Origin of the sequence: Streptomyces bottropensis ATCC 25435, from assembly GCF_000383595.1 — a bacterium.
Taxonomy (GTDB): domain Bacteria; phylum Actinomycetota; class Actinomycetes; order Streptomycetales; family Streptomycetaceae; genus Streptomyces; species Streptomyces bottropensis.
In genome coordinates this window covers 1,351,210-1,374,075 of the sequence record NZ_KB911581.1, presented here as the reverse complement: position 1 = coordinate 1,374,075, position 22,866 = coordinate 1,351,210, and the positions used below count along the sequence as shown (strand labels likewise).

General features: G+C 71.0%; 21 protein-coding genes. 7 read left to right on the top strand and 14 right to left on the bottom strand.

The features are described 5' to 3' along the window. Positions 1-26: 26 nt before the first annotated feature. From STRBO_RS0106205 to STRBO_RS0106190, 4 genes are all read right to left on the bottom strand, one after another. Positions 27-305 carry a hypothetical protein gene (locus tag STRBO_RS0106205; protein WP_237547580.1) on the bottom strand — a complete coding sequence of 93 codons (279 nt, stop codon included), beginning with the start codon at positions 303-305 and terminating at the stop codon, positions 27-29. Between the two features lie 374 nt (positions 306-679). Next, positions 680-2,296, bottom strand: a complete 1,617-nt coding sequence (locus STRBO_RS0106200) for a CpaE/TadZ family protein (protein WP_020113931.1) — start codon at positions 2,294-2,296, stop codon at positions 680-682. Between the two features lie 181 nt (positions 2,297-2,477). Next, positions 2,478-3,209 carry a Flp pilus assembly protein CpaB gene (gene cpaB, locus STRBO_RS0106195; protein ID WP_005480767.1) on the bottom strand — a complete coding sequence of 244 codons (732 nt, stop codon included), beginning with the start codon at positions 3,207-3,209 and terminating at the stop codon, positions 2,478-2,480. Between the two features lie 88 nt (positions 3,210-3,297). Further along, positions 3,298-4,212: a hypothetical protein gene (locus STRBO_RS0106190; RefSeq protein WP_005480768.1), complete on the bottom strand. Its 915-nt coding sequence runs from the start codon at positions 4,210-4,212 to the stop codon at positions 3,298-3,300. A 298-nt stretch (positions 4,213-4,510) separates the two neighbouring features. On the opposite strand from STRBO_RS0106190, the gene STRBO_RS0106185 reads away from it, so the two are divergent. The 3 genes from STRBO_RS0106185 to STRBO_RS0106175 all read left to right on the top strand — a co-directional run bounded on the left by STRBO_RS0106185 (position 4,511) and on the right by STRBO_RS0106175 (position 8,070). Continuing rightward, positions 4,511-6,226: a chitinase gene (locus STRBO_RS0106185; protein WP_020113930.1), complete on the top strand. Its 1,716-nt coding sequence runs from the start codon at positions 4,511-4,513 to the stop codon at positions 6,224-6,226. Positions 6,227-6,382: 156 nt separating this feature from the next. Beyond that, positions 6,383-7,063, top strand: a complete 681-nt coding sequence (locus tag STRBO_RS0106180) for an RNA polymerase sigma factor (RefSeq protein WP_005480770.1) — start codon at positions 6,383-6,385, stop codon at positions 7,061-7,063. Next, the gene (locus tag STRBO_RS0106175) at positions 7,060-8,070 is read left to right on the top strand and encodes a CU044_5270 family protein (protein WP_005480771.1); all 1,011 of its coding nucleotides are present in this window, start codon (positions 7,060-7,062) and stop codon (positions 8,068-8,070) included. The genes STRBO_RS0106180 and STRBO_RS0106175 overlap by 4 nt, the downstream gene beginning before the upstream one ends. A gap of 63 nt (positions 8,071-8,133) precedes the next feature. Here the strand turns inward: STRBO_RS0106175 and STRBO_RS44100 are convergent, their stop codons facing one another. The 5 genes from STRBO_RS44100 to STRBO_RS0106150 all read right to left on the bottom strand — a co-directional run bounded on the left by STRBO_RS44100 (position 8,134) and on the right by STRBO_RS0106150 (position 12,347). Then, the gene (locus STRBO_RS44100; protein WP_005480772.1) at positions 8,134-8,703 is read right to left on the bottom strand and encodes a hypothetical protein; all 570 of its coding nucleotides are present in this window, start codon (positions 8,701-8,703) and stop codon (positions 8,134-8,136) included. A 138-nt stretch (positions 8,704-8,841) separates the two neighbouring features. Continuing rightward, positions 8,842-9,795, bottom strand: coding sequence for a hypothetical protein (locus tag STRBO_RS0106165; RefSeq protein ID WP_005480778.1), 954 nt, complete (start codon positions 9,793-9,795; stop codon positions 8,842-8,844). Between the two features lie 108 nt (positions 9,796-9,903). Next, positions 9,904-10,320, bottom strand: a complete 417-nt coding sequence (locus STRBO_RS0106160) for a peptidase inhibitor family I36 protein (RefSeq protein ID WP_005480783.1) — start codon at positions 10,318-10,320, stop codon at positions 9,904-9,906. A gap of 116 nt (positions 10,321-10,436) precedes the next feature. Beyond that, complete coding sequence (locus STRBO_RS0106155) at positions 10,437-11,759, bottom strand: Nramp family divalent metal transporter (RefSeq protein WP_005480784.1); 1,323 nt, start codon at positions 11,757-11,759, stop codon at positions 10,437-10,439. Positions 11,760-11,951: 192 nt separating this feature from the next. Continuing rightward, positions 11,952-12,347, bottom strand: coding sequence for an ATP-binding protein (locus tag STRBO_RS0106150; protein ID WP_020113928.1), 396 nt, complete (start codon positions 12,345-12,347; stop codon positions 11,952-11,954). Positions 12,348-12,769: 422 nt separating this feature from the next. Between STRBO_RS0106150 and STRBO_RS0106145 the strand changes: the two genes are divergently transcribed. Continuing rightward, on the top strand, positions 12,770-14,143 hold the full coding sequence (locus STRBO_RS0106145; protein ID WP_005480786.1) for a M14 family metallopeptidase: 1,374 nt from the start codon (positions 12,770-12,772) through the stop codon (positions 14,141-14,143). 70 nt (positions 14,144-14,213) lie between these two features. Here STRBO_RS0106145 and STRBO_RS0106140 read toward each other — a convergent pair whose 3' ends face one another. The 4 genes from STRBO_RS0106140 to STRBO_RS0106125 all read right to left on the bottom strand — a co-directional run bounded on the left by STRBO_RS0106140 (position 14,214) and on the right by STRBO_RS0106125 (position 17,258). Beyond that, positions 14,214-14,876 (bottom strand): hypothetical protein, encoded by a 663-nt coding sequence (locus STRBO_RS0106140; RefSeq protein WP_005480787.1) that lies wholly within the window; start codon positions 14,874-14,876, stop codon positions 14,214-14,216. A gap of 101 nt (positions 14,877-14,977) precedes the next feature. Then, positions 14,978-15,406, bottom strand: a complete 429-nt coding sequence (locus tag STRBO_RS0106135) for a RidA family protein (protein ID WP_005480788.1) — start codon at positions 15,404-15,406, stop codon at positions 14,978-14,980. After that, positions 15,403-16,164 (bottom strand): IclR family transcriptional regulator, encoded by a 762-nt coding sequence (locus STRBO_RS0106130; RefSeq protein ID WP_005480789.1) that lies wholly within the window; start codon positions 16,162-16,164, stop codon positions 15,403-15,405. Before STRBO_RS0106130 ends, STRBO_RS0106135 begins: the two co-directional genes overlap by 4 nt. Continuing rightward, a complete protein-coding gene (locus tag STRBO_RS0106125; RefSeq protein WP_005480790.1) occupies positions 16,161-17,258 on the bottom strand; it encodes a sugar kinase in 1,098 nt (365 codons plus the stop codon). The genes STRBO_RS0106130 and STRBO_RS0106125 overlap by 4 nt, the downstream gene beginning before the upstream one ends. A gap of 139 nt (positions 17,259-17,397) precedes the next feature. Between STRBO_RS0106125 and STRBO_RS0106120 the strand changes: the two genes are divergently transcribed. Together STRBO_RS0106120 and STRBO_RS0106115 are read left to right on the top strand one after the other, a co-directional pair. Continuing rightward, on the top strand, positions 17,398-18,687 hold the full coding sequence (locus STRBO_RS0106120) for an amino acid deaminase (RefSeq protein WP_005480791.1): 1,290 nt from the start codon (positions 17,398-17,400) through the stop codon (positions 18,685-18,687). Positions 18,688-18,737: 50 nt separating this feature from the next. Further along, positions 18,738-20,357 (top strand): N-acyl-D-amino-acid deacylase family protein, encoded by a 1,620-nt coding sequence (locus STRBO_RS0106115; RefSeq protein WP_005480793.1) that lies wholly within the window; start codon positions 18,738-18,740, stop codon positions 20,355-20,357. An 8-nt stretch (positions 20,358-20,365) separates the two neighbouring features. Here the strand turns inward: STRBO_RS0106115 and STRBO_RS0106110 are convergent, their stop codons facing one another. Further along, complete coding sequence (locus STRBO_RS0106110; protein ID WP_005480798.1) at positions 20,366-21,274, bottom strand: S1 family peptidase; 909 nt, start codon at positions 21,272-21,274, stop codon at positions 20,366-20,368. Between the two features lie 329 nt (positions 21,275-21,603). Between STRBO_RS0106110 and STRBO_RS0106105 the strand changes: the two genes are divergently transcribed. Beyond that, a complete protein-coding gene (locus STRBO_RS0106105) occupies positions 21,604-22,815 on the top strand; it encodes a pyridoxal phosphate-dependent aminotransferase (protein ID WP_005480800.1) in 1,212 nt (403 codons plus the stop codon). The last annotated feature ends 51 nt before the right edge of the window (positions 22,816-22,866 follow it).

Below are 22,866 nucleotides of genomic sequence, written 5' to 3'. Positions count from 1 at the left end.
TGGGGTGTCGGGGCGGTGGGGGCCGGTCAGGGGTCGAGGTCGTTCGGCATGGTGACCGAGCGTTCCACGGTGACCGGGTCGAAGAGGGGGACCACGGAGGGGACGGTGACGGTGACCGTGGCGGTGGTGGTGTCCGTGCCGCCTCCTCCCGGGTCGACCGAGGGGTTCAGCCATGCGCTCGCCGCGGCCACGCCTGCGGCCCCGCCGGTACCGGGTTGCAGTGACTCGGCTCTGGCCGCCGCGCGGGCCGCCGAGCCCGCCTGGCTGATGCCGTAGCCGATGAGGCCGAGCTGGATCGCGGCCATGCCCACGAGGAGGAGGATCGGGAGGAAGCCGGCGAACTCCAGGATGGAGGAGCCTCGGTCGTTCCAACGGTGGGTAGGGGCGCGTCCCGTGGGTGGGGGGGTCGCGCGGGGGCGGTGGGTGGGCCGGGGGCGCGCCCGGGGGCGGTCGCAGGGCCGGGGGCCCGCCGGGGGGTTTCCGTCCTCGGAACGGTGCGGGATCGGTCGGCCGGGTAGCGCGGGGCGTTGACGCGCCGACCGCTGCGGGCGGACTCCCCCCGGCACGCCCCCTTCGCGGCGTACGCGGCCGGACCCGCGTGCGGGGCGCGCCCGTCGGGGGAGGACCGGCCGTCCTGCGCGGGCCGTTCGTCGGCTCCGTGGGGTTCCGTCCGTCCGGGTCATCGGGGGTCCCCCTCCAGGGCCGCGCCCGCCTCGCCGCTCACGGTCCAGCCCGCGTCGAAGCCGGGGAAGAAGAGGGGGACGTTGGCCTGGACCTCGGCTCGCATGACGGTGCCCGCGGGGGCGCAGTCGATGGAGGTGTCGGCCCAGGCGTTCGGGAGGTTCCGGGTGCCGGCGGCTTCGCAGGCGCCGGGCACGTCGCCGTCGACGGCGTAGGCGGCCGTGGCGGCGCGGGCGGCCTCGTCGGCGGCGTTGCCGGCGAGGGAGTAGGTGTAGCCGTAGAGCGCGGCCTGCCAGAGGATCGTCATGGTGATCAGGAGCAGCGGGAACATGCCGGCGAATTCGAGGGTCACCGAGCCCCGGTCGCCTCCCTTGCGGCGCAGGACGAGGGCGCCGCGGTCGGAGGGGGACCTGCGGCGGCGGCCTCCGTGGCCGTGTTCCGGGGCGGCTACCAGTTCCAGTTCTCCGGCGAGGGCCCAGAGGGCCTGTTTGACGACCGAGCGGGCGTCGAGGTCCTGGAGGCGGCCCGCGTCGACGACGGACTGGAGTTCCTTGAAGGCGGCGGGGACGGCGGCGCGGGCCACCTTGGTGCCGGTGACCTTCTCGACCAGGGACGGCTGGATCTCCGTGGCGCGTGACAGGCGGTTGACGACCGTCAGGGTCTCCTCGGCCTTGCGGATCTGGAGGCGGTCCCAGAGGCGGACCATGCGTTTGGCGGCGCGGACCGCCACGACGTCCGGGGTGACCAGCAGGAGGGCGTGGTCGGCCATCTCGACGGCCGCCGCGGTGGCCGCGGTCACTTGCGAACCGCAGTCGACGATCACCACGTCGTGCCGGGAGCGGAGCGTGGCGACCACCTGACGGGCCACCCGGTCCGTCACCTCCTCGCCGCGCTCGCCCTCGGCGGGGGCGAGGAGGAGGGCGATGCCGGTCTCGTGGGTGTAGACCGCCTCCTGCAGGACGCGGGGGTTGAGGTCCGTGATGGCGGCCAGGTCGGCGACCGAGCGGCGGAACTGGACGTCCAGGTACGAGGCGACGTCCCCCGACTGCAGGTCGAGGTCGAGGAGGGCGACCGTACGGCCGGACGCGCGGGCCGCGAGCGCGAGCTGGACGGCGGTGACCGTGGCACCGACTCCGCCCTTGGCGCCGCTGACGGTGACGACGGTGCCGCCGGGGCCCGTGTACAGCTCCGGGGTGGGGCTGCCGAGGTGGCGGCGCATACCGGCCGACCAGGCGGCGGCGGCCTGGACGCGTTCGGCGAGGGCCTCGTAGGAGAGGGGGAGGTTGACGATGCCGCGGGCGCCGGAGTCCATGGCGGCGGTGAGGACGCCGGTGCTGGTGTCGGAGGTGACGAGGACGACGCCGACGGCCGGGAAGCGCAGGACGAGATCGCGGACCAGGTCCAACGCCGGTACGGGGCCGATGCGTTCGTGGACGATCACCACCTCGGGCAGTTCGTCCAGCGAGTCGGCGGCCAGCCGCGCCAGGGTGTCCAGCAGGGCCGTGGAGTCGGAGACGTGCGGGGCGGGTTCGGCGTCGGCCAGCTGGTCGAGCAGGGTGGTGAGGGCCTGGGCCGAGTCGAGGTCCCCGGCGGCGGGGAGGATGCGGATGGTCATCGGCGGATCCCCGTTCCGTTCGCGGACGTGCGGGGCTCGGCGGCCGCGCACCGGCAGGGTTCGCGCGGAACGCCCGTTCGCCGTGCCCCCTTCAGCATGCCCACCCTCGGGACACCCACCCGCATCGGCATTCGACGCACTCTCGTTCGAGGCGTTCCCGTGCCCACGTTCCGGACCGACCTCATCGCGGGGCCTCCTCCTTGTCCTCGTCGAGGGTGTACGAGCGGTCGTCCGGTACGACGACGGTGGCCTCGCCGCCCCCGACGAGGGCGAGCCGGACGTGCTCGGCGAACGACTCGGCGAACGCGACGCGCTGGGCGTCGGCGGTGTCGAGCGCGAAGGTGATCGGGACCGCCTCGGTGGCCGTGCGGCGGCGGTCGCTGCTGGACTGGCCGGCTTCCAGGGGGGTCAGCCTGCCCACGTCGATGACCCGGGCGTCGGTGACCATCAGCTTGGAGGTGTCCTTCTTGGAGTCGCTGTCCTTCTCCTCGAAGGTGGCGTAGATGTTGACCCGCGACCCCGGGTTGATCTTCCCCGCCACACCGGTCGACGCGTCGATCAGGATCGCGATCTCCTGCTGTCCGGCTTCGAGTTCCGGCCGGTCGACGATCATGTCGGACTGGAGCAGGGAGCCCTTGCGCAGCTGGGTGACGGCGATCTTCCCGCGGATCTCCGACAGATCGGTGACGGCGGTGCCGGACAGCCACCGCTCGGGCATCGATATCCGCTCGAACTGGTCCGCCGTCAGCTTCTTGTAGGGCGCGATGTCGCCCTTGAGCCGGTAGGCGGTCACCTCGGGTCCGACCTTCGCGTTCACGTCACGGATCACCGAGAGCACCCCGGCGAAGGCGGCGAGGGCGCACAGGGCCGAGAGGACCAGCAGGATGACGCCGCGGCGCTGGCGTGAGTTCACTACTTCTCACCTCGTGGGAACGTGCCGGGCACGGGTGCGGGCCTGCTGTGGGTGATGGCTCGCGGACTGTGGAGTTGTCGTACGGCTGTCATGTGACCCCTCGGGGAAGGGCTGCCGTCCGGGCCGGGCCGGCCGGGGTTTCCGGCTCCCGTAACGGGGCCGCGCAGAATCCGCAGCGGTCGCCGATGAGTTCGAGGCCGCACCAGTGGCACGTCTCGCGGCGTACGGACGACACGAGCTGGTAGAGCACGGAGACGTCCGAGAGACCGGCGGCGAACTCGACGAGCTTGCCGGTCCCCCACCAGCGCACGGACTCCTCGGGCAGCGGCACCGGCAGGGACCCCTGCACCTGCCAGTCCTGCGCGAGCGTCGCGGTGACCCAGTCGGACGGCGGCTGCGGCCCCTGCGCGACGAGCAGCCGGGTGGCGAACTCGGGCCCGGCGAGGGGCTCCTGGCCGCCAGTGTCGATCCGCACGAGCTGGGGCCTGGGGTTGGCCAGTACGGCGAACCGGGCGCCCGGCAGCCAGGACTTGGCGTGCGACTTCAGGGTGACCGGCACCCGGTCGAGCTTGGCGACGGAGCCGAGGAGGGCGCCGGCGTAGATGTAGTGCGCGAGGAGGCGTACGGAGGAGGCGAGCACTCCAGGGCTGAAGTCGCAGGCGGAGAGCTGCCGCAACTGCTGGGCCAGCAGGGCGAGGCCGAGCGGGGGCAGGTCCACGCCGAGCAGGGCGATGCGGTCGCTCTCCAGCACGGAACGGACCGTGTGCAGCCGCCGGGTGAGGGCGGCAGGGTCGGAGGCCGAGTGCAGGGCGATGACATAGCCGTGCTGCTCGATCAGCGCGTGCATGCCGAACAGGGAGGCTTCGAGGGTCTCCTGAGGCTGGACGACCGCGGGCGGGGTCTGTCGGTCGAGCGGTGGGAGCACCAGGCCGGAGCTGGTGACGGCTATCGCGGTCGGCACGCTGCACACCACCCCGTTCGCTTCGGCGGGGTGGTCGACCACCGCCTCAGATGACCCCTGTGGGGAACGGCGTCGTGCCCGCCGCCCCTCCTGCATCCTCTTGCATCAGCACCATATCCACGGCATGGCCAGATCAACACCGGATCTTCTTGATCAACTCACGGAAGGTGCGGGCCGTATCCACACAGAGTGAGACGCATATGCCTCAACTCGGCAGGTGGGGGCGCTGGTTGGGATACCCGTACGGGTGAACGGCTTTCGACCGGGAGTATTGACAACTCAATTGGTCTGGACCAGCGTACCGGGCATGTTCAGACACCCACAACGCATACGGATGCGGATGAAAGCGCAAGGGCGTATACGGGGGCGGACGCGTCTGCGGTCGGGGGCCGTCACCACGGCCGTCGTCACCGCCCTCGCCCTCGGTCTCTCGCTCCTCGGCGCCGGACAGGCCTCCGCCGCGGACATCAACAACGTCAGGAACGCCGGATTCGAGTCGGGGCTCAGCGACTGGAACTGTTCGGCGGGCAGCGGCGCCACCGTCTCCTCCCCCGTGCACGGGGGCGCGTCCGCGCTGCGGGCGACCCCGGCCGGGCAGGACAACGCCCGCTGCACCCAGGCGGTGGCGGTCAAGCCCCGCTCGACGTACACGCTCAGCGCCTGGGTGCGCGGCGGGTACGCGTACCTGGGCGCGACCGGTACCGGTACGACCGACGTCTCGACGTGGACACCGGACTCGGCGGCCTGGAAGCAGCTGTCGACGACCTTCACCACGGGCGCTTCCACGACCTCGGTGACGGTCTACACCCACGGCTGGTACGGGCAGGCCGCGTACCTCACCGACGACGTGTCCCTCCTCGGCCCCGACGGCGGCGGTGGCGGCGACCAGCCGCCCACCGTCCCCTCGGCCCCGGCCGGGGTGACGGTGTCGGGCTCGACGTCCTCCTCTGTGTCCCTGACCTGGAACGCGGTCGCGGGCGCCACGGGCTACAACGTCTACCGGGGCGGCACGAAGGTTCAGTCGGCCGAGGGCACTTCGGCGACGGTGACGGGGCTCGCGGCCTCCACCTCGTACACCTTCCAGGTCACGGCGACGAACACGGCGGGCGAGTCGGCCCGTTCGGCGACGGTGACGGGGACGACGACGGCGACCCCGGGCGGCGGCACGGGCGTCCCGAAGCACGCCGTGACCGGCTACTGGCAGAACTTCGACAACGGGGCGGCCGTCCAGAGGCTCTCGGACGTGCAGTCGCAGTACGACATCATCGCCGTGGCGTTCGCGGACGCCACCGCCACGCCGGGCGCGGTGACCTTCAGCCTCGACTCGGCCGGGCTCGGCGGGTACACCGTCGACCAGTTCAAGGCGGACCTACGGGCCAAGCAGGCGGCCGGCAAGAAGGTCATCGTGTCGGTCGGCGGTGAGCGCGGCACGGTGGCGGTGAACAGCGCGGCCTCCGCGACGAACTTCGCGAACTCGGTGTACGCCCTGATGCAGACGTACGGCTTCGACGGCGTCGACATCGACCTGGAGAACGGGCTCGACGCGACCTACATGACGCAGGCGCTGCGGTCGCTGTCGTCGAAGGCGGGCCCGTCGCTCGTCATCACGATGGCGCCGCAGACCATCGACATGCAGTCGACGTCGAACGCGTACTTCCGGACCGCGCTGAACATCAAGGACATCCTGACCGTCGTCAACATGCAGTACTACAACAGCGGTTCGATGCTGGGGTGCGACGGCAAGGTCTACAGCCAGGGGTCGGTGGACTTCCTCACCGCCCTCGCCTGCATCCAGCTGGAGGGCGGCCTCGCCCCGTCCCAGGTGGGGCTGGGTCTGCCGGCCTCGACGCGGGGCGCGGGCAGCGGGTACGTGTCGCCGGCCGTGGTGAACAACGCCCTCGACTGTCTGACCCGCGCCACCGACTGCGGCTCCTTCAAGCCGCCGCGGACGTACCCCGACCTGCGGGGCGCGATGACCTGGTCGACCAACTGGGACGCCACGGCGGGCAACGCGTGGTCGAACGCGGTGGGGCCGCACGTGCACGGGCTGCCGTAGAGCAAGCAGAGGACGTCGAGGACACAGAGGACACAGAGGACGTAGAGGAGGAGAGAACGGCGAGCGGTGGCCTGCGTCCTGTTGTGGCGCAGGTCACCGGAACCTGTCCCACCGCACGGAGAGACACAGGTGTGAGGTGGGAGAGGTGCATACGAGATGAGTGACCCCGAGCGGGCGCAGGCGCGGGCCGAGTCCTCCGCGCGGGCGCGGATCCGGGCGGGCGACCGGGAGGCCTTCGCCGAGGTCTACGACGCGTACGCGCGGGCGGTCTACAACCACGCCTACCGGCTGACCGGCGACTGGTCGACGGCCGAGGAGGTGATGGCGGACACCTTCCTCGACGCCTGGCGCACCCGGGAGCGGCTGGAGCCGGACGGCGGCTCGGTGAAGCCGTGGCTGCTGGGCATGGCCACCAACAAGGCCCGCAACGCCAACCGCGGCCTCGGCCGCCGGCTGGCCTTCCTGGCCCGTCGGCCCGCCCCGGCCCCGGTGGCCGACTTCGCCGACGAGACCGCCGGGCGCCTCGACGACGCGCGTCGGCTCGCCGCCGTACGCCAGGTGTACGGGCGGCTGCGGCGCGGGGAGCGGGAGGTGCTGGCGCTGTGCGTGTGGGCCGGCCTCGACTACGGGCAGGCGGCCGAGGCGCTGGGCGTCCCCGTGGGGACCGTGCGGTCGCGGCTCTCGCGGGCGCGGGCGCGTCTGGGCCGCCTGACGGACGAGCGGCTGCGCGAGGAGCGCCCCCCTCCCAGGGAACCGGGGCGTCGCCGCGGAGAGGCAGAGAGCGAGGCCGTGTTCGCGGCCCATCCGCTCAAGGAGATCCAGGAGGGATCCCGATGAACGAGGAGCTGGCCCGACTGCTGCCGCCCCCGCCCGAACGGGACGTTCCGCCTGGTCGCCTCGCCCACCACAAGGACCGTCTGATGCGACTCATCGACGACGACCGGGCCACGGCGCCCGTCGTTCCCGCCCCGCCGGCACCCCGTCCGCGCCCGAGACCGGCCCGTCCGGCGCTGTGGCTGCCCGCCGCCGCGCTGGCCCTGGCCGGGACGCTGACCGTCGGCCTGGTCACGACCACCGACTCCGGCGACGGGGCGCGCCGGGACGACGGCACGAGCGCCGTCGTCCTGCTCGACCGGATCGCCGACGTCGCCGCGAAAACGGAGGTCGAGCCGGTCCGCGACGACCAGTTGGTCTACGTCAAGAGCCTGACGGCCGGGGCGGAGGCCGTGGAGGACGGCCCGTACGAGCCGGGAAAGCCGCACCGGCGGGAGGTGTGGGTGTCGCAGGAGCCGGGCCCGGTGAAGCAGTTGGCCCTGCACTACGAGGGCGGCGCGTACTCCCCGCTGAGGGAACTGCTGCCGCCGGGTTCGCCGGGCGTCCCCGCCGGGATCGACCGGCCCACGTACCGGTGGCTGGCCTCGCTGCCCACCGACCCCGACGACCTGCTCGCCGAGCTGTACCGGCTGACCAGGACGTGGAAGGGCGAGGAGAAGGCGCAGGCCGTCTTCGACAGGATCGGCGAACTGCTCGGCGAGACGGTCATGCCCGCCCGCACCGCCGCCGCGCTCTACGAGGCCGCCGCGAAGATCCCCGGGGTGACCCGTACCGACGACGCCGTCGACCCGGCCGGCCGGCACGGCGTAGGCATCCGCCGCGTCGACGCACGCGCCGGGTGGGCCACCGAATGGGTCTTCGACCGGGACACCCTCGCGTACCTGGGCGAACGCAGCCGGCTGACGGCGGACGGCCCGATGGGGGCCAAGGGCCTGATCCTGAGCGAGACCGCCGTCCTGGAGCGGGCCGTCGTCGACGCGTACCGCGAGCGGCCGGGTTCGAAGGGATGAGTCCTCAGGGATGAGACCGTCCCTGCCCGGGGTGTCGTCCTCGGGCAGGGACACGGTCCGTGGTCATCCCGTCGGACGGTAGTGGCCGAGCACCTGGGCCAGGTGGGCGAACCACTGGTGGAGGCGCTCACGGGGCTTGGCCTCCACCGAGCACTCGAAGAAGGTGCCGTCGGCGTGGATCACGGCGACCATGAGGGCCTTGCCGTTGCCGCTCGCCTTGTAGTGGACGCTGCGGATCTCCGGCCAGGGGAAGTCGACGGAGACGCCGTGGTCCTCGAAGGCGACCCCGCCGACGTCGACGACGACGGAGTTGTGGCGGTCGACGGCCATGAACTCCGGCCCCTGGAGCGGAGCCTCGCCCGCGGGGGGCTGGGTGTACGGGTATGGGTGGGCGGGCGGGGCCGGCTGCCCGTACGGCTGCGGGGGCTGGGGATACGGCTGCGCCGACTGTCCGTACGGCTGCGGCGGTTGCGCGTACGGCTGCGGGGGCTGGGCGTACGGCTGCGGTGGGGCGGCCGGGGGTGCGTACGGCGGGGGCGGGGGGCCGAAGCCCGGGTGGCCTCCCGGCGGCGTCCCCGGCTGTGGCGGCGGTGGTGGCGGTGGCGGCCGGTGGCCCTGCTCGGACTGGTCCATGGCGGTTCGTCCCCCTGCCCCGTGGTGATGACTCGTACGGCACCGTATCCCTGCCCCGCGCGGAGCGGGCCTCGGGGTCGTCGCCGCGAGGAACGGACAGCGAGACGCCGCAGGGCGTATACCGACGAACGAGCGTGACTAGGAGTCCGGGTGCGCGGCGACGAGTGAGCGAGCGTTCCGCAACGTGGTGGCATTGTCCCGCTTCTGCTGCTGGAGGGCTTGACGGGAAGCCGAGATCATCTTGTCCTGGATCTTGACTTCAGCCGCGCTCCAGATTTTCACGAGCCCGACCTCGTTCTTGCACGCGACGTCGGCGATCGCCAGCCTCTTCTGCCCCTTGTCGCCGACGGGCTTTCCCAGGTCCACCGCACTGATGCTTTCGAGGGGGGTGGCGTAGGAATAGCCCTTGCCTCTCATACAGGTCGACCATTCCTTGAGCGCTTCGACCACCGCCGGGACCTTCTGCGATCGAGCGAAGGACGCCGTGTCGATATCGCTCACGACTGCCGCATGCGTACGCAGGGATCGGCGTCCCAGAAGTTCTCGTTGCGCGTCCGCGGAACATCCTCCCTTCGGGACGCGTCGACCGTTCAGCTCGGTGACGGGGCGGGAGTATCCGGGCATCGCACGGAATTCACCCGTGACGGAATCGAAAAAGAGTCCGCCGGTCATCGCCGAGGTCTCGTCCTTTGTGAACCTCTGGTTCCGTGCCTCCGGTGAACCTCTCGGTGTCACCAGGTGGTAACCGTAGTTCCGGGCGGCGTAGAGGTCGATCACGCCATATCGCCGGTCACCCAAGGTGATCGTCGGCTCGTCGGTCGTCAGGGAGTACCCGTAACGGCGCATGCACGAGGACATGGCGATGTTGGTGGCCCGATCGACCACCGCGTTCTCCTCCGGGGTGAACTTGTACTCGTAGATGGGAAGCGTGAGCCGATGGGGCTTGTACTTCTCCGCCGCGCCCTTCGTCGTCGCGGCGGAGGAAGGGCGCGGCATGTCTGTCCTCGCCGAGTCGGCCTCCTGCCCTGACGAGCAGCCGACGACGGCGGTGAGGACGAGGGAGGTGACGAAGGCCCTGGCCGGAATGCGCATGATCTGCTCTTGCCTCAGTGATGGGTTGGCCGGTACGTGGGGCGCGGAACACCGAACGAGCACACGGCCGCCGCTCGGAAGAGACGGCCGTGAGCCCCACGGCCTACCTCAACAAGGCAGCGAGGAGGCGTTGTTGTTGTAGGTATTGGCAAGGTTTCTGCCACTCCTGGCCGACACCGTGTCCGAAGGGCCGGCGAAGTTGCTGTTGTAGTAGATACGAACGCAGGTGGAGTTGTTGTTGTAGACGCTGGCAGAGTTGTTCATCACGTTCTGCCCGATACCCGCGTTGGTGGTTCCCACGTAACTGAACTTGTGACCGGCCAAGGTCGCCTGCCTTGTGGCCATCCCGGCGTAGGAACCCCCGAGGTTCGAGTTGTAGAAGAAACAGAATGCCTGGCTCGGTGTGGCCGCATTGGAGATGCAGCCACTCGAACCTCCCGCGGCATGGGCCTGGGTCGGAACGATGCTGAGGATTCCGGCCGAAGCGGCGGTGAGGGCAAGGGCACCCAGGCGGGACTTGATCATGAAATCTCCACATTGTTTGCGGTCAATGCCAAGAACATGATCAGAATGCAGTGGGAGCTGCGCGAGGTCATCAGCAACGCGTCCACAGTGACTTGGCTCAGCGTCTACTCGGCGAGTCAGAAGAAGTCCGCCCACGGCTGGTCCCAGATCTGTTTCACGGCGAGGACCAGGAACAGCAGGCCCGCGGTGGCCAGCATCGTGTTGCTGAGGATGCCGTTGCGCCATTCCCGCGGTGTGCGGGCGGAGTTGAGGAGCCAGAGGAGGGTGGCGGCCAGGAAGGGGAGGAAGGCCGCGCCGAGGACGCCGTAGAGGATGATCAGGCGGAACGGCTGGCCCTGGAAGAGCAGGACGATGGGCGGGAAGGTCAGCCAGAGCAGGTACGCGCGGAACGGCCAGGACTTCTCGCGCCGGCCGGAGGCGACCTCCTCGCCCGTCACAGCCCCCTTGCGGCGGAAGCGTTCCACGAAGTCCGCGAACATCAGGCTCACGCCGTGCCAGACGCCGATGAGGGAGGTGTAGGAGGTGGCGAAGAAGCCGATCAGGAAGAACTTGGCGGTGGCCGTGCCGTACTCGTCGGCCAGGATGTCGCCGAGCTGGATCAGGCCCTTGTCGCCGGAGGCGATGGCGATGTTGGCCGAGTGCAGCAGTTCGGCGCCGACGAAGAGCATCGAGATCACGAAGATGCCGGTCGTGATGTAGGCGACCCGGTTGTCGAGACGCATGATCTTCATCCAGCCGGTGTTCGTCCAGCCCTTGGCGTTGACCCAGTAGCCGTACGCGGCCAGCGTGATCGTGCCGCCGACGCCGCCGATCAGGCCGAGGGTGTTGAGGATCGAGTCCTTCTCGTCGGGCAGGACGGGCAGGAGGCCGGCGAAGGCGTCCGCGAGGTTCGGGGTGACCCTGATCGCCAGGTAGACGGTGACGACGAACATGACGCCCACGAGGACCGTCATGACCTTCTCGAAGACCTCGTACTTGTTGAACCAGACGAAGACCAGACCGCTCAGGCCGCACAGCACGGCCCACCACTTGAGGTCCATGACGTCCGGGAACAGCGCCTGCAGGGGCAGGGCGCTGGAGGACATCGCGGCCGCACCGTACACGAACCCCCAGATCACGACGTAGACGACGAAGAACCACGTCGTCCAGCGGCCGAGGCTCGCCCAGCCGTCGAAGAGGGTGCGGCCGGTGGACAGATGCCAGCGGCCGGCCGCCTCGGCGAGGGAGATCTTGACGAGGCAGCCGATGACGGCCGCCCACAGCAGGGTGTATCCGAAGTTGCTGCCCGCGATCAGCGTCGCGACGAGGTCACCGGCGCCGACACCGGTCGCGGCGACGACGATGCCGGGTCCGATGTACTTCCAACTGGACGCGCGGGGTGGGGGGTTGGGGCCGGAGGGTGCGGGGGTGTCTGTGGGGTTTCCCGTGGTGTCCGCCATGCAGGTCAAGAAACCCCATGGGCTCCCACCAGACAAGAGGGCGTGCCGGGGATGTCTCAGGGGCGCGGGGAACCGCGCGACCAGCCACGACGGCGCCGCGGACGACCGACGGCCTCAGTGAACGGCGGCTTCACTACCGGATGCCACCGAAGCCACCGGACCCACCGGGCCCACCGGACCCGCCGGACCCGCTCAACCCGGCGGAGCGGAGCCGCATCCGTCCGCCCCGCACGTACCCAGCTCGAACCACACCGTCTTGCCCGGCCCGTCCTCCTGGCAGCCCCAGCGCCCGGCGAGCGCGTCCACCAGGAACATCCCCCTGCCGCTCTCCGATATTCCCGTGACCCGCCGCACCCGCGGCGGGCGGCCGTCCGTGTCCGACACCTCGCAGCGCAGTACGCCGTGCGCGGCCGTCAGAGTCAGCTTCAGCCGGCTCTCCGCGTGCACGAGCGCGTTGGTGACCAGCTCGCTCACCAACAGCTCCGCCGTGTCGGTCTGGTCGAGCAGTCCCCATTTCTCCAGCTGCCGGCGCACCTGCGTGCGGGCCTGGGCGGCGGCGGTGGGACGGGGGTCGTACTCGACGCTCAAGTGACCCGCACCCATGGGTGGTTGGGGGTACGAGGCGAAATGGGGGCCGGAATCCGGAAAGAGACCCCCGGAGAGTTGCAGCATGCTTCCAGGGTTGCCGCCGCGCGTACGCGGCGCACGGGGAGGAATACCCGTTTCCGGCCGCGCATATACCTGTTTCCCGCCCGATTATGTCCACAATTGGGGCCCTATGAGACCCATGTGCCCCTACGCGGTCGTGCGCGGCATACGCACCCGTCGGCCGTTTCCCCACTCTTGACCTGGTCATGCCAGAGCCGCACCATGAGCGCCACACCCGCACGAGGGCCTGCCGAACGCCCCCACGGTCATCGCCAGGCCCGAGGCACGTCGCAAGGATCCACCCCCCGCTCCACTCCCCACATCCGGAGACCCCGGAATTCCTGGAGACAAGAGGAGACTTCATGCGACTCCGCATACGCGGCAGGTCGGCCACGCCCGACGGCGCGGGCAGGAGATCGGGCCGCCGCACCGCCGGCCTCGCCACCCTGCTGGCCCTCGCCCTCGCCGCCCCGGTCGCCGCGACGACCACGGACGCGACGGCGACCAGCGCCGAGCGGCCCCGGGCCTCGGCGGACGACATCCGCCAGTACGAGGTCCACATGCACTCGGACAGCGCGTCCCGCACGGCGCTGCAACGGTCCGGCGTGACCGTGGACGACGCCGACGACCACTCGGTCTTCGTCTCCGGACGCGCGGACCAGATCAAGAAGCTGCGGCAGCAGGGCTACGAGATCACGGCGCTCGGAGCGGTCCCGGACCGCTCCCACGGCGAGGACGACGTACGCCTCTTCGACTTCCCGTCCGCCGACTCCCGCTACCACAACTACGCGGAGATGACGAACGAGATCAACTCCGTGGTCGCGGCGAACAGTTCGATCGCCAGCCAGCGGGTCATCGGCACGACGTACCAGGGCCGGAACATCGTCGCCATCAAGATCAGCGACAACGTCGGCACGGACGAGGCCGAGCCCGAGGTGCTGTTCACCCACCACCAGCACGCCCGTGAGCACCTCACCGTGGAGATGGCGCTCTACCTGCTCAACGAGCTGACCTCCGACTACGGGACCGACTCCCGGGTCACGAACATGGTGAACAACCGCGAGATCTGGATCATCCCGGACGTCAACCCCGACGGCGGCGAGTACGACGTCGCCACCGGCTCGTACCGCTCGTGGCGCAAGAACCGGCAGCCCAACAGCGGTTCGTCGGCCGTCGGCACCGACCTCAACCGCAACTGGAACTACCGCTGGGGCTGCTGCGGCGGCTCGTCCGGGTCGACGTCCTCGGACACCTACCGGGGTGCGGCCGCCGAGTCGGCGCCCGAGGTGAAGGTCGTCGCCAACTTCGTACGTGGCCGGGTCGTGGGCGGGGTCCAGCAGATCAGGTCCGCGATCGACTTCCACACGTACAGCGAGCTGGTGCTGTGGCCGTTCGGGTACACGACCGCCAACACGACGACCGGGATGACGGCGGACGACCGCAACGCGTTCGCGACGGTCGGCGGGAAGATGGCCGCGAGCAACGGGTACACACCCGAGCAGTCCAGCGACCTCTACATCACGGACGGGTCGATCGACGACTGGCTGTGGGGCAACCAGAAGATCTTCGGGTACACCTTCGAGATGTATCCGGGGTCGGCCTCGGGGGGCGGCTTCTATCCGCCCGACGAGGTGATCTCCCGGGAGACCTCGCGCAACCGGGACGCGGTGCTGCAGCTGCTGGAGAACTCGGACTGCATGTACCGGTCCATCGGCAAGGAAGCGCAGTACTGCTAGCCGAGGGTCACCATCGGTGAGGGGGTGACCGCGGGACCGTCGTGGCCGGTCCCGCGGTTTCCCGCGTCCTCTAGGAGGCGGTGTCCTCGGACTCCTGCTCCTCCTCGGCGGAACCCTCCGCGGAACCCTCGTCGAAGTACGCGTCCAGGACCTCGTCGATCTGCTTCTCCCAGGCCGCGTGCTCCGACTTGGCCTTGGCCTCGATCTCCAGGAAGTACCAGCGGCGGTCCGGGGTGTGGACCGTGATCGTGAACCGCTTGCCGAAGCGGGGGGACTCCGTCTCGATCGCGCCGATCTCGTCCCAGCCGAACTCGCACTCCTGGTCGTCCAGGCGCAGCCGTACGCCACGGCTGTCGGCGATGATCTTCGCGCGGCGGTCGGAGGCCTCGAAGACGGGACCGTCGGCCGCGCCGGCTTCCGCTTCGGTTTCCGCCTCAACCTCCGCGTCCGCGTCCGCTTCGGTGTCGTCCTCGGCGTCCGTCTCGTCGTCGTCGGCCGGGGTCTTCCCGGCGGGCGACTTGTCGAGGGACGGCTTCGACGGCTCGGCGGCCGCCGGCTCGTTCCGCTCCGGGGCAGCCTCGTCCGGCTCGACGGGCTCCGTCGGCTTGATGTCCTCCGGCTCCTCCTGCTTCTCCTTCTTCACGGACACCGGTGCCGTGAGTCCGGGGATGTGCGACGGGTCGACCGCGGCGGCGGCCAGGGGCTGGTTGTTCGAACCGATGCGCTGCTCCACAGCGGGCAGTATGGTCGACGATCCTGTGCCGGGGACAGTCGGGCCGGGCATATGTCCGTATCTGGATTTCATGACCCTCCCCACGGGCGCGCGGAGCGGGGTCAGGCGTCCAGGACGGCCAGCGCGTCGATCTCGATCAGCAGGCCCGCCGGGAGGCCGACGTAGACCGTCGTGCGGGCGGCCGGGACCCCGGTGAGCTGTTCTTCGAAGTACGCGTTGTAGAGGGCGTTCATCTCGGCGAAGTGGTCCACGTCGGTGAGGTAGACGCGGATCATCATCACGTCGTCCCAGGTGGCGCCGCCCTCTTCCAGGATCGCCTTGACGTTGGCGAGGGTCTGAAGGGTCTGCTCGCGCAGGGTGGGGCCGGCGGGGGTGGGGGGTTCGCCCTCGACGGCCGGGAGGAAGCCGACCTGGCCGGCGACCTGGAGGATGTTGCCCTTGCGGACGCCGTGGGAGAACTTCGCGGGCGGGGCGGTGTGGGTCGTGGGGGTGAGGGCGACCTTCTCGGCCGGCCCGGGCCGGTGGCTCATACGGTGTCCTTCGCTGGGGTTGTGCCGGAGTACTCGCCGCTGATCGCGTCCGCGGTGCGGCGGACCAGCGGGAGCAGGGTGAGGAGTTCGTCGGCAGTGACGACGACGTTGGGCGCGGAGACCGACATCGCGGCGACGACCCGGCCGTCGGTGCCGTGGACGGGCGCGGCGACGCAGTTGATGGACTCCTCGTGGCCGCCGAGGTCGGTGGCCCAGCCCTGTTCGCGGACCCGCGCCAGCTCCTTGAGGAAGGCGGGGGCGTTGGGGGTCGAACGGGGCGTGTACAGGGGGTAGTCGAGCCTCTCCGCCAGGGCCCGGCGTTCGGCCTCCGGGAGGTCGGCGAGCAGCAGCTTGGCGACGGCCGCGACCGTGAGGGCGACCGGCTTGCCGATGCGGGAGTACATGCGGACCGGGTAGCGGCTCTCCACCTTGTCGATGTAGAGGACCTCGTTGTCCTCGTGCACGGCGAGGTGGACGGTGTGGCCGCACGTCTCGTTGAGGCGTACGAGGTGGGGGTGCGCGATCTCGCGGAGGTCGAGGTTCTCGACGGCCTCCTGGGCGAGGGCGAAGAGGCGGGCGCCGAGGCGGTAGCGCTGGTCGGACTGCCGGTAGACGAGCCCGTGTTCGTGGAGGGTCCGCAGCAGACGCAGGGCCGTGGACTTGTGGACGCCCAGGCGGTCGGCGACCCGGCCGAGGTCGGCGGGGCCCTCGGCGAGCAGCGGCAGGATGCTCAGCGCGCGGTCGACGGTCTGGCTCATGGGGTGCGTACCTCCTCGGGGGCCCGATCGGCTTGTGTCCAGCCGGGGCCGAGTCGAAGTCTCCCCCACGTCTCGTCGTCCAGGGCCGCCAGGCGGTCGGCGTGGTCCCGCGGCGGCGGGGTGGCGAGGTCGCCGGGGACGGTGAGCGCGGCGGCGGCCGTCAGGTGGCCGTGGCGGAGGCGGGCGCGGGCGGGGAGCGCGCGCAGGGTGGCCGAGAGGAAACCGGCGGCGAAGGCGTCACCGGCGCCCACGGGGGCGACCACGTCGACGTGCGGGGCGGGCTCGGACGTGGTCGTGTCCGCGGGGGCGCGCCGGGGTGTGCACGTCCCCGGTCCGGCGGGCCGGCGTGCGAACAGGGTGGCTCCGTGCGCTCCCTGTTTCACCACCACGGTCGCTGGTTCGGGCAGCAGCGTCCGGATCGCCGCCGGGCCGCCCGTGACGCCCCAGGCTTTCTCCGCCTCGTCCTCGCCCACGAACACGAGGTCGGCGGCGCGGGCCAGTTCGAGCAGGACGCGGGGGCCGTCGGCGGTGCGCCACAGGCCCGGGCGGTGGTTGACGTCGAAGGAGATCAGGGGGCGGTCCGGGTGCGGGCCCGTCAGGTCGCGCAGCAGGCTCAGGCAGCCCTCGGACAGGGCGGCGGTGATGCCGGAGAGGTGCAGGACGCGTCCGGCGCGTGCCGCCGCGAGGTCCACGGTGGTGGGCGACATCGCCGAGGCGGCCGAACCCGCCCGGTAGTAGGCGACCTCGTGCGCGTCCGTGGCCCGGTCCCCCGCCGTGCGGAAGTACACGCCGGTCGGACGGGCCGGGTCCCGGCCCACGGAGGTCACGTCCACGCCGTGTCCGCCGATCGTCTCGACCAGGTGGTCACCGAACGCGTCGGCGCCCACCCGGCTCACCCAGCGGACGGTGTGTCCGGCCGCCGCCAGCGCGCACGCGACGTTGGACTCCGCGCCGCCGACGGCCCGGTCGAAGGAGGGGACGTCGGCGAGCCGCCCGGGGCGGGTGGGAAGGAAGGTGACCATGGACTCGCCGAGCGCGACGACGTCGACGCCGACGGGAGCGGCGCCGGGGGTACAGAGTGCGTCGGCGGTCACGATGGTGGAGGCTCCTCGTCGCGTCGGGGGGCGGGTTCTGCACCGTTGACCCAGGTCTGGCTGGGATGTTAGACAGCTTTCAGCGACATACGCAATGAACGTTGCATATAGTGCAACGAACCTCGTCAGGGAGGACCCCATGGGCGCCGAGAGTGTCGAAGCGCTGGCCCGGCTGGCCGCGGAACGCGTCGACCACCGCTTCAAGGGCCTCCCGCCGGACACCGACGGCAGCACCGTGGCCGAGCTGGCCGCCCGGCGGCTCAACCTGTTCACCGACGGCTTCACCACTCCCGTGCTCGCCCTGTCCGCCGAGCGCCTGGAGCACAACCTGGCGCTGATGGAGACCTACTCGGCCCGCCACGGCCTCGCCTTCGCCCCCCACGGCAAGACGTCCATGGCACCGCGGCTGTTCTGGCGGCAGATCGAGCGCGGCGCCTGGGGCATCACCCTGGCCGTACCCCATCAGGTGCGCGTGGCAAGGGAGTTCGGGATCGAGCGGGTCTTCCTGGCGAACGAGGTCGTCGATCCGGCCGCCCTGCGGTGGATCGCCGGCGAACTGGCCGCCGACCCCGCCTTCCGCCTCGTCTGTTACGTCGACTCCGTGCGCGGTGTCGAGCTGATGGACGCGGCGCTGCGGGCCGCCGGGGGCCCCGCCCGCCCGGTCGACGTCGTCGTGGAGCTGGGCGCGGGCGAGAGCGCGCGCACCGGCGTCCGCACGGAGGCGGAGTGCGCGGCCGTGGCGGACGCGGTGGCCGGGAGCGGGACATTGCGGCTCGTGGGGGTCGCCGGCTACGAGGGCGAGGTGCCGGGGGCCGACCCCGAGCGGGTGGCGGCCTGGCTGCGCCGGCTGACCTCGCTCGCCGTCGACTTCGACAAGGCGGGACGGTTCACGGGGCTGGACGAGGTGATCGTCAGCGCGGGCGGCAGCGCGTGGTTCGACGCGGTGGCCGAGGTGTTCGCCGAGCTTCCCGAACTGTCCGTGCCCGTACTGAAGTTGCTGCGGTCCGGCGCGTACGTCTCGCACGACGCCGGCCACTACCGCCGGCTCACCCCCTTCAACCGCGTCCCCGAGGAGGGCGCCCTGGAGCCCGCCTTCCGGCTCTGGGCCCAGGTCGTCTCCCGCCCCTCCCCCGACCAGGCCTTCGCCAACGCGGGCAAGCGCGATGCCGCGCACGACCTGGACCTGCCGTCGGCCGAGGTGGTGCGGGACGCGGGCACGGGCGAGGTCCGCGAGGCCGCGGGAATCACGGTGACGGGGCTGTCCGACCAGCACGCGTGGCTGCGCACCGAGGAGGGGGCCGCGCTGGAGGTCGGTGACTGGGTGGGGCTGGGGCTGTCGCATCCGTGCACGTCGTTCGACAAGTGGAAGCTGATCCCGGTGGTGGAGGCGGACGGCACGGTCGTGGACTACGTCCGCACGTTCTTCTGAGCGGGCGGCGACCGCTGCCGATCCCGGCACCGCCCTGAAAGGTGACGCACATGGACCTGGTCTTCCGTGACGCCGACGTCGTCGACGGTTCCGGTGAGCCCTCCTACCGCGCCGACGTGGTCGTGGCGGACGGCAGGATCACGACGATCGTCAAGGAGGCGGCCGCGGCCGGGTGCCAGCGGCCGAGGGCCCGGCGGGAGATCGACGCCGAGGGCCTGGTCCTGGCCCCCGGCTTCATCGACATGCACGCCCACAGCGACCTCGCGCTCCTGCGAGACCCCGAGCACACCGCGAAGGCGGCGCAGGGGGTGACCCTGGAGGTCATCGGCCAGGACGGGCTGTCGTACGCGCCGGTCGACGACCGCACCCTCGAAGAGGTCCGCCGCGCGATCACCGGCTGGAACGGCTACGGCGAGGACATCGACTTCACCTGGCGCTCGGTCGGCGAGTACCTGGACCGCCTCGACCACGGCTTCGACGGCGAGGGCATCGCCGTGAACGCCGCCTACCTCGTCCCGCAGGGCACGGTGCGGATGCTCGCCATGGGCTGGGAGGACCGGGAGGCGACACCGCGGGAGCTGGACCGGATGCGGGAGGCCGTGGCGGCGGGCCTGCGGGAGGGCGCGGTCGGGATGTCGTCGGGGCTCACCTACACCCCCGGCATGTACGCCGGGGATGCCGAACTCACCGAGCTGTGCCGGGTGGTGGCGTCCTACGGCGGCTACTACTGCCCGCACCACCGCTCCTACGGGGCGGGCGCGCTCCGGGCGTACGAGGAGATGGTCGCCCTGACCCGGGAGGCGGGCTGCGCCCTCCACCTGGCCCACGCCACCATGAACTTCGGCGTGAACGAGGGGCGGGCCCCGCAGTTGCTGACGCTCCTCGACGAGGCGCTCGCGGCGGGCGCGGACATCACGCTCGACACCTACCCCTACACCCCCGGCTGCACGACGCTCGTGGCGCTGCTGCCGAGCTGGGCGGGCGAGGGCGGCCCGGAGGCGGTGCTCGCGCGGCTGAGGGACGACGCGACGGCCGAACGGATCCGGCACCACATGGAGGCCCTCGGCGCCGACGGCTGCCACGGCGTGCCCGTCGAGTGGGACACCGCGGAGATCTCGGGCGTCACCGAGCCGGCGCTGTCGTCGTACGTGGGCCGGACGATCGCACGGTCGGCGAAGGAGCGCGGCGAGGACCCCTGGGCGACCGCCCGCCGGCTGCTCGTCGAGGACCGGCTCGGCTCCACGATCCTGCAGCACGTCGGGCACGAGGAGAACGTGCGGGCCATCATGCGCCACCGGGCGCACACCGGCGGCTCCGACGGCATCCTGCGCGGCGACAAGCCGCACCCGCGCGCGTACGGAACGTTCCCGCACTACCTCGGCCGGTACGTGAGGGAGCTGGGCGTGCTCTCGCTGGAGGAGTGCGTCGCCCACCTCACCTCACGCCCCGCCGCGCGGCTGCGCCTCGTGGACCGGGGACTCGTCCGCGAGGGGTACCGCGCCGACCTGGTGCTCTTCGACCCGGCGACCGTGGCCGCCGGGTCGACGTACGAGGCCCCGCGCACCCTGCCGACCGGCATCCCCTACGTCCTGGTCGACGGCCGTCCTGTCATCGAGGACGGCCGGCGGACGGACGTACTGGCGGGCCGGGCGGTCCGGCGTGGCGCCTGACGGGTTCCCTACGGCCTGGGAAGGATGCAGCCGCTGCGGGTGAGGTCGAGCTTGTTGTCCACGCCGAAGCAGGCGGGGACGTGCCAGGTCTGCTGGGCGTAGTTGATGCCCGGGCGGACGGTCACGGTGCCGTTGGCGTCGACCTCGCAGGGGTTGTTCTCGGTGCAGCGCCCGCCGTCCTCGTTGCCCGTGTTGTTGACGCCGACGACCTTGCCGGTGGCGTTGTTGAGGACCGGGGAGCCCGAGGTGCCGCCGATGGTCTGGCAGGCGGAGGTGTAACGGATGGAGTCCTTCCAGGTCCAGGAACCCTCCTTCAGCCGGTACGCGTACCCGTCGACGGCGCAGCTGTAGGTCCGCTTCCAGTACCCGGAGACGACGGTGATGGGGGTGCCGACGGTCGGGCGGGCGGTGTCGTAGACGAGGGCGTCGATGCCGTACGTGCTCTTGATCTGCGCGTACGTGGTGGTGAGCTGGTACACCGCCATGTCCGTGTCGGTCATCGTGCCGTAGGCGATCTTGCTGGCGCGCAGGGTGCCGACGCGGGTGCCGGCGGAGTTGAGCAGACCGAAGGTGCGGGTGGAGGCACGGTCGACGAGGACCTGGCCGGCGGCCGGGAAGCCGGTCTCCAGGCAGTGGCCGTTGGTCATGACCAGCGCCGGGTCGTTGTCCTCGGAGGCGGGCATCCGGACGACCGAGCCGGAACAGTTGCTGAGCGAGACGGTGCCGGCGAAGTTGACGGCCTGGATCGCCGGGGCCGGGGCCGCGAGGTCGGCCACGGCCTTGTTCGCCGTGTCGACGACGCTGCCGACGGCCGACTTCACGGGAGCCGCCGCGGGCTCCGGTGCCGCGACCGCCGGTGCCGCGCCCGCCCCGGTGATCACCAGGGCGAACAGCGCGGCGACGAGAGGCTTTCTCATGTGGGGGGTCCCCTCTTGCTACGTGGATTGCTGCGTGGGTTCTGCGTGAGCTGCCGTGCGGGGTGTGCTGTGCGGGCTGAGCCGTGCGGACTGTGCCGTGCCGTGCGGGCTGTCGTGCGGTGGGGGGTGAAGATCTTTCGGCCACCGCAGTTTGTCATGCGCATTGTGAAGGCCGGGTGAGGGCCGAGCAAGGAGTTGGTTCCGGCCGCACGATCTTCGGCCAGAAGGCGGGGGCTCGGGGGACGGTGGGGCGGTTCGGGCGGGAGAGGTCGCCACGGGTGGTGGAAAACACGACACGGAACGCGTTACCGGGCCGTAAGCTCACGGGCATGCAGGTGATCCAGTCGACGAAGCTCGCCAATGTCTGTTACGAGATCCGGGGCCCGGTGCTCGAGGAGGCGATGCGACTTGAGGCCGCGGGGCATCGGATCCTCAAGCTGAACACCGGCAATCCGGCGGCGTTCGGCTTCGAGTGCCCGCCCGAGATCCTGGAGGACATCCTCCGCAACGTGTCGTCGTCCCACGGATACGGCGACGCGAAGGGCCTGCTCGCCGCGCGCCGGGCGGTCGTCATGCACAACCAGACGATCGGCATCGAGACGGACGTCGAGCACGTCTTCATCGGCAACGGCGCCTCCGAGCTGATCGTGATGGCGATGCAGGGCCTGCTCGACGACGGCGACGAGGTCCTCGTACCGTCCCCGGACTACCCGCTGTGGACGGCGGCGGTCTCCCTGTCCGGCGGCACGGCCGTGCACTACCGCTGCGACGAGCAGGCCGACTGGATGCCGGACCTCGCGGACGTCGAGCGCAGGGTCACCGACCGCACCAAGGCGATCGTCATCATCAACCCGAACAACCCGACGGGCGCGGTGTACGACGAGGCGATGCTGCGCGGACTCACGGACATCGCGCGCCGCCACAACCTCCTGGTCTGCTCGGACGAGATCTACGACAAGATCCTCTACGACGACGCCACGCACACCCCGACCGCCGCGATCGCCCCCGACCTGCTGACCCTCACCTTCAACGGCATGTCGAAGGCGTACCGGGTGGCCGGCTACCGGGTGGGCTGGATGGCGATCTCCGGGCCGCGCGCGCACGCCGACTCCTACATCGAGGGTCTGACGATCCTCGCGAACATGCGGCTGTGCGCGAACATGCCGGGGCAGCACGGGGTGGTCGCCGCGCTCAGCGGACGCCAGACGATCAACGACCTGGTCCTGCCGGGCGGGCGCCTCAAGGAGCAGCGGGACGTCGCGTACGAGCTGCTGACGCAGATCCCGGGTGTCTCGTGCGTGAAGCCGAAGGGGGCGCTGTATCTCTTCCCGCGCCTCGACCCGAACGTCTTCAAGATCAAGGACGACCGCCAAATGGTCCTCGACCTGCTCCGGCGGGAGAAGATCATGGTCGTCCAGGGCACCGGGTTCAACTGGGCCGAGCCCGACCACTTCCGGGTGGTCACGCTGCCGACGGTGGGCGATCTGCGGTCCGCGATCACCCGGATCGGGAACTTCCTGGACGGGTACGCGCAGGCTTAGCGGCGCGGAACGAAGCGTGGTGCGGCGCGCCGAGAGTGGTGGGCCCGAGCT

Excerpts from the sequence above, each read along its gene's own strand:
- STRBO_RS0106175 (WP_005480771.1), top strand. The coding sequence starts at position 7,060 with ATGAACGAGGAGCTGGCCCGACTGCTGCCGCCCCCGCCCGAACGGGAC.
- STRBO_RS0106165 (WP_005480778.1), bottom strand. The coding sequence starts at position 9,795 with ATGCGCATTCCGGCCAGGGCCTTCGTCACCTCCCTCGTCCTCACCGCC.
- STRBO_RS0106135 (WP_005480788.1), bottom strand. The coding sequence starts at position 15,406 with ATGAGCCACCGGCCCGGGCCGGCCGAGAAGGTCGCCCTCACCCCCACG.
- STRBO_RS0106115 (WP_005480793.1), top strand. The coding sequence starts at position 18,738 with ATGGACCTGGTCTTCCGTGACGCCGACGTCGTCGACGGTTCCGGTGAG.
- STRBO_RS44100 (WP_005480772.1), bottom strand. The coding sequence starts at position 8,703 with ATGGACCAGTCCGAGCAGGGCCACCGGCCGCCACCGCCACCACCGCCG.
- STRBO_RS0106155 (WP_005480784.1), bottom strand. The coding sequence starts at position 11,759 with ATGGCGGACACCACGGGAAACCCCACAGACACCCCCGCACCCTCCGGC.
- STRBO_RS0106205 (WP_237547580.1), bottom strand. The coding sequence starts at position 305 with ATGGCCGCGATCCAGCTCGGCCTCATCGGCTACGGCATCAGCCAGGCG.
- STRBO_RS0106130 (WP_005480789.1), bottom strand. The coding sequence starts at position 16,164 with ATGAGCCAGACCGTCGACCGCGCGCTGAGCATCCTGCCGCTGCTCGCC.
- STRBO_RS0106120 (WP_005480791.1), top strand. The coding sequence starts at position 17,398 with ATGGGCGCCGAGAGTGTCGAAGCGCTGGCCCGGCTGGCCGCGGAACGC.
- STRBO_RS0106160 (WP_005480783.1), bottom strand. The coding sequence starts at position 10,320 with ATGATCAAGTCCCGCCTGGGTGCCCTTGCCCTCACCGCCGCTTCGGCC.
- STRBO_RS0106110 (WP_005480798.1), bottom strand. The coding sequence starts at position 21,274 with ATGAGAAAGCCTCTCGTCGCCGCGCTGTTCGCCCTGGTGATCACCGGG.
- STRBO_RS0106185 (WP_020113930.1), top strand. The coding sequence starts at position 4,511 with ATGAAAGCGCAAGGGCGTATACGGGGGCGGACGCGTCTGCGGTCGGGG.
- STRBO_RS0106145 (WP_005480786.1), top strand. The coding sequence starts at position 12,770 with ATGCGACTCCGCATACGCGGCAGGTCGGCCACGCCCGACGGCGCGGGC.
- STRBO_RS0106105 (WP_005480800.1), top strand. The coding sequence starts at position 21,604 with ATGCAGGTGATCCAGTCGACGAAGCTCGCCAATGTCTGTTACGAGATC.
- STRBO_RS0106180 (WP_005480770.1), top strand. The coding sequence starts at position 6,383 with ATGAGTGACCCCGAGCGGGCGCAGGCGCGGGCCGAGTCCTCCGCGCGG.
- STRBO_RS0106200 (WP_020113931.1), bottom strand. The coding sequence starts at position 2,296 with ATGACCATCCGCATCCTCCCCGCCGCCGGGGACCTCGACTCGGCCCAG.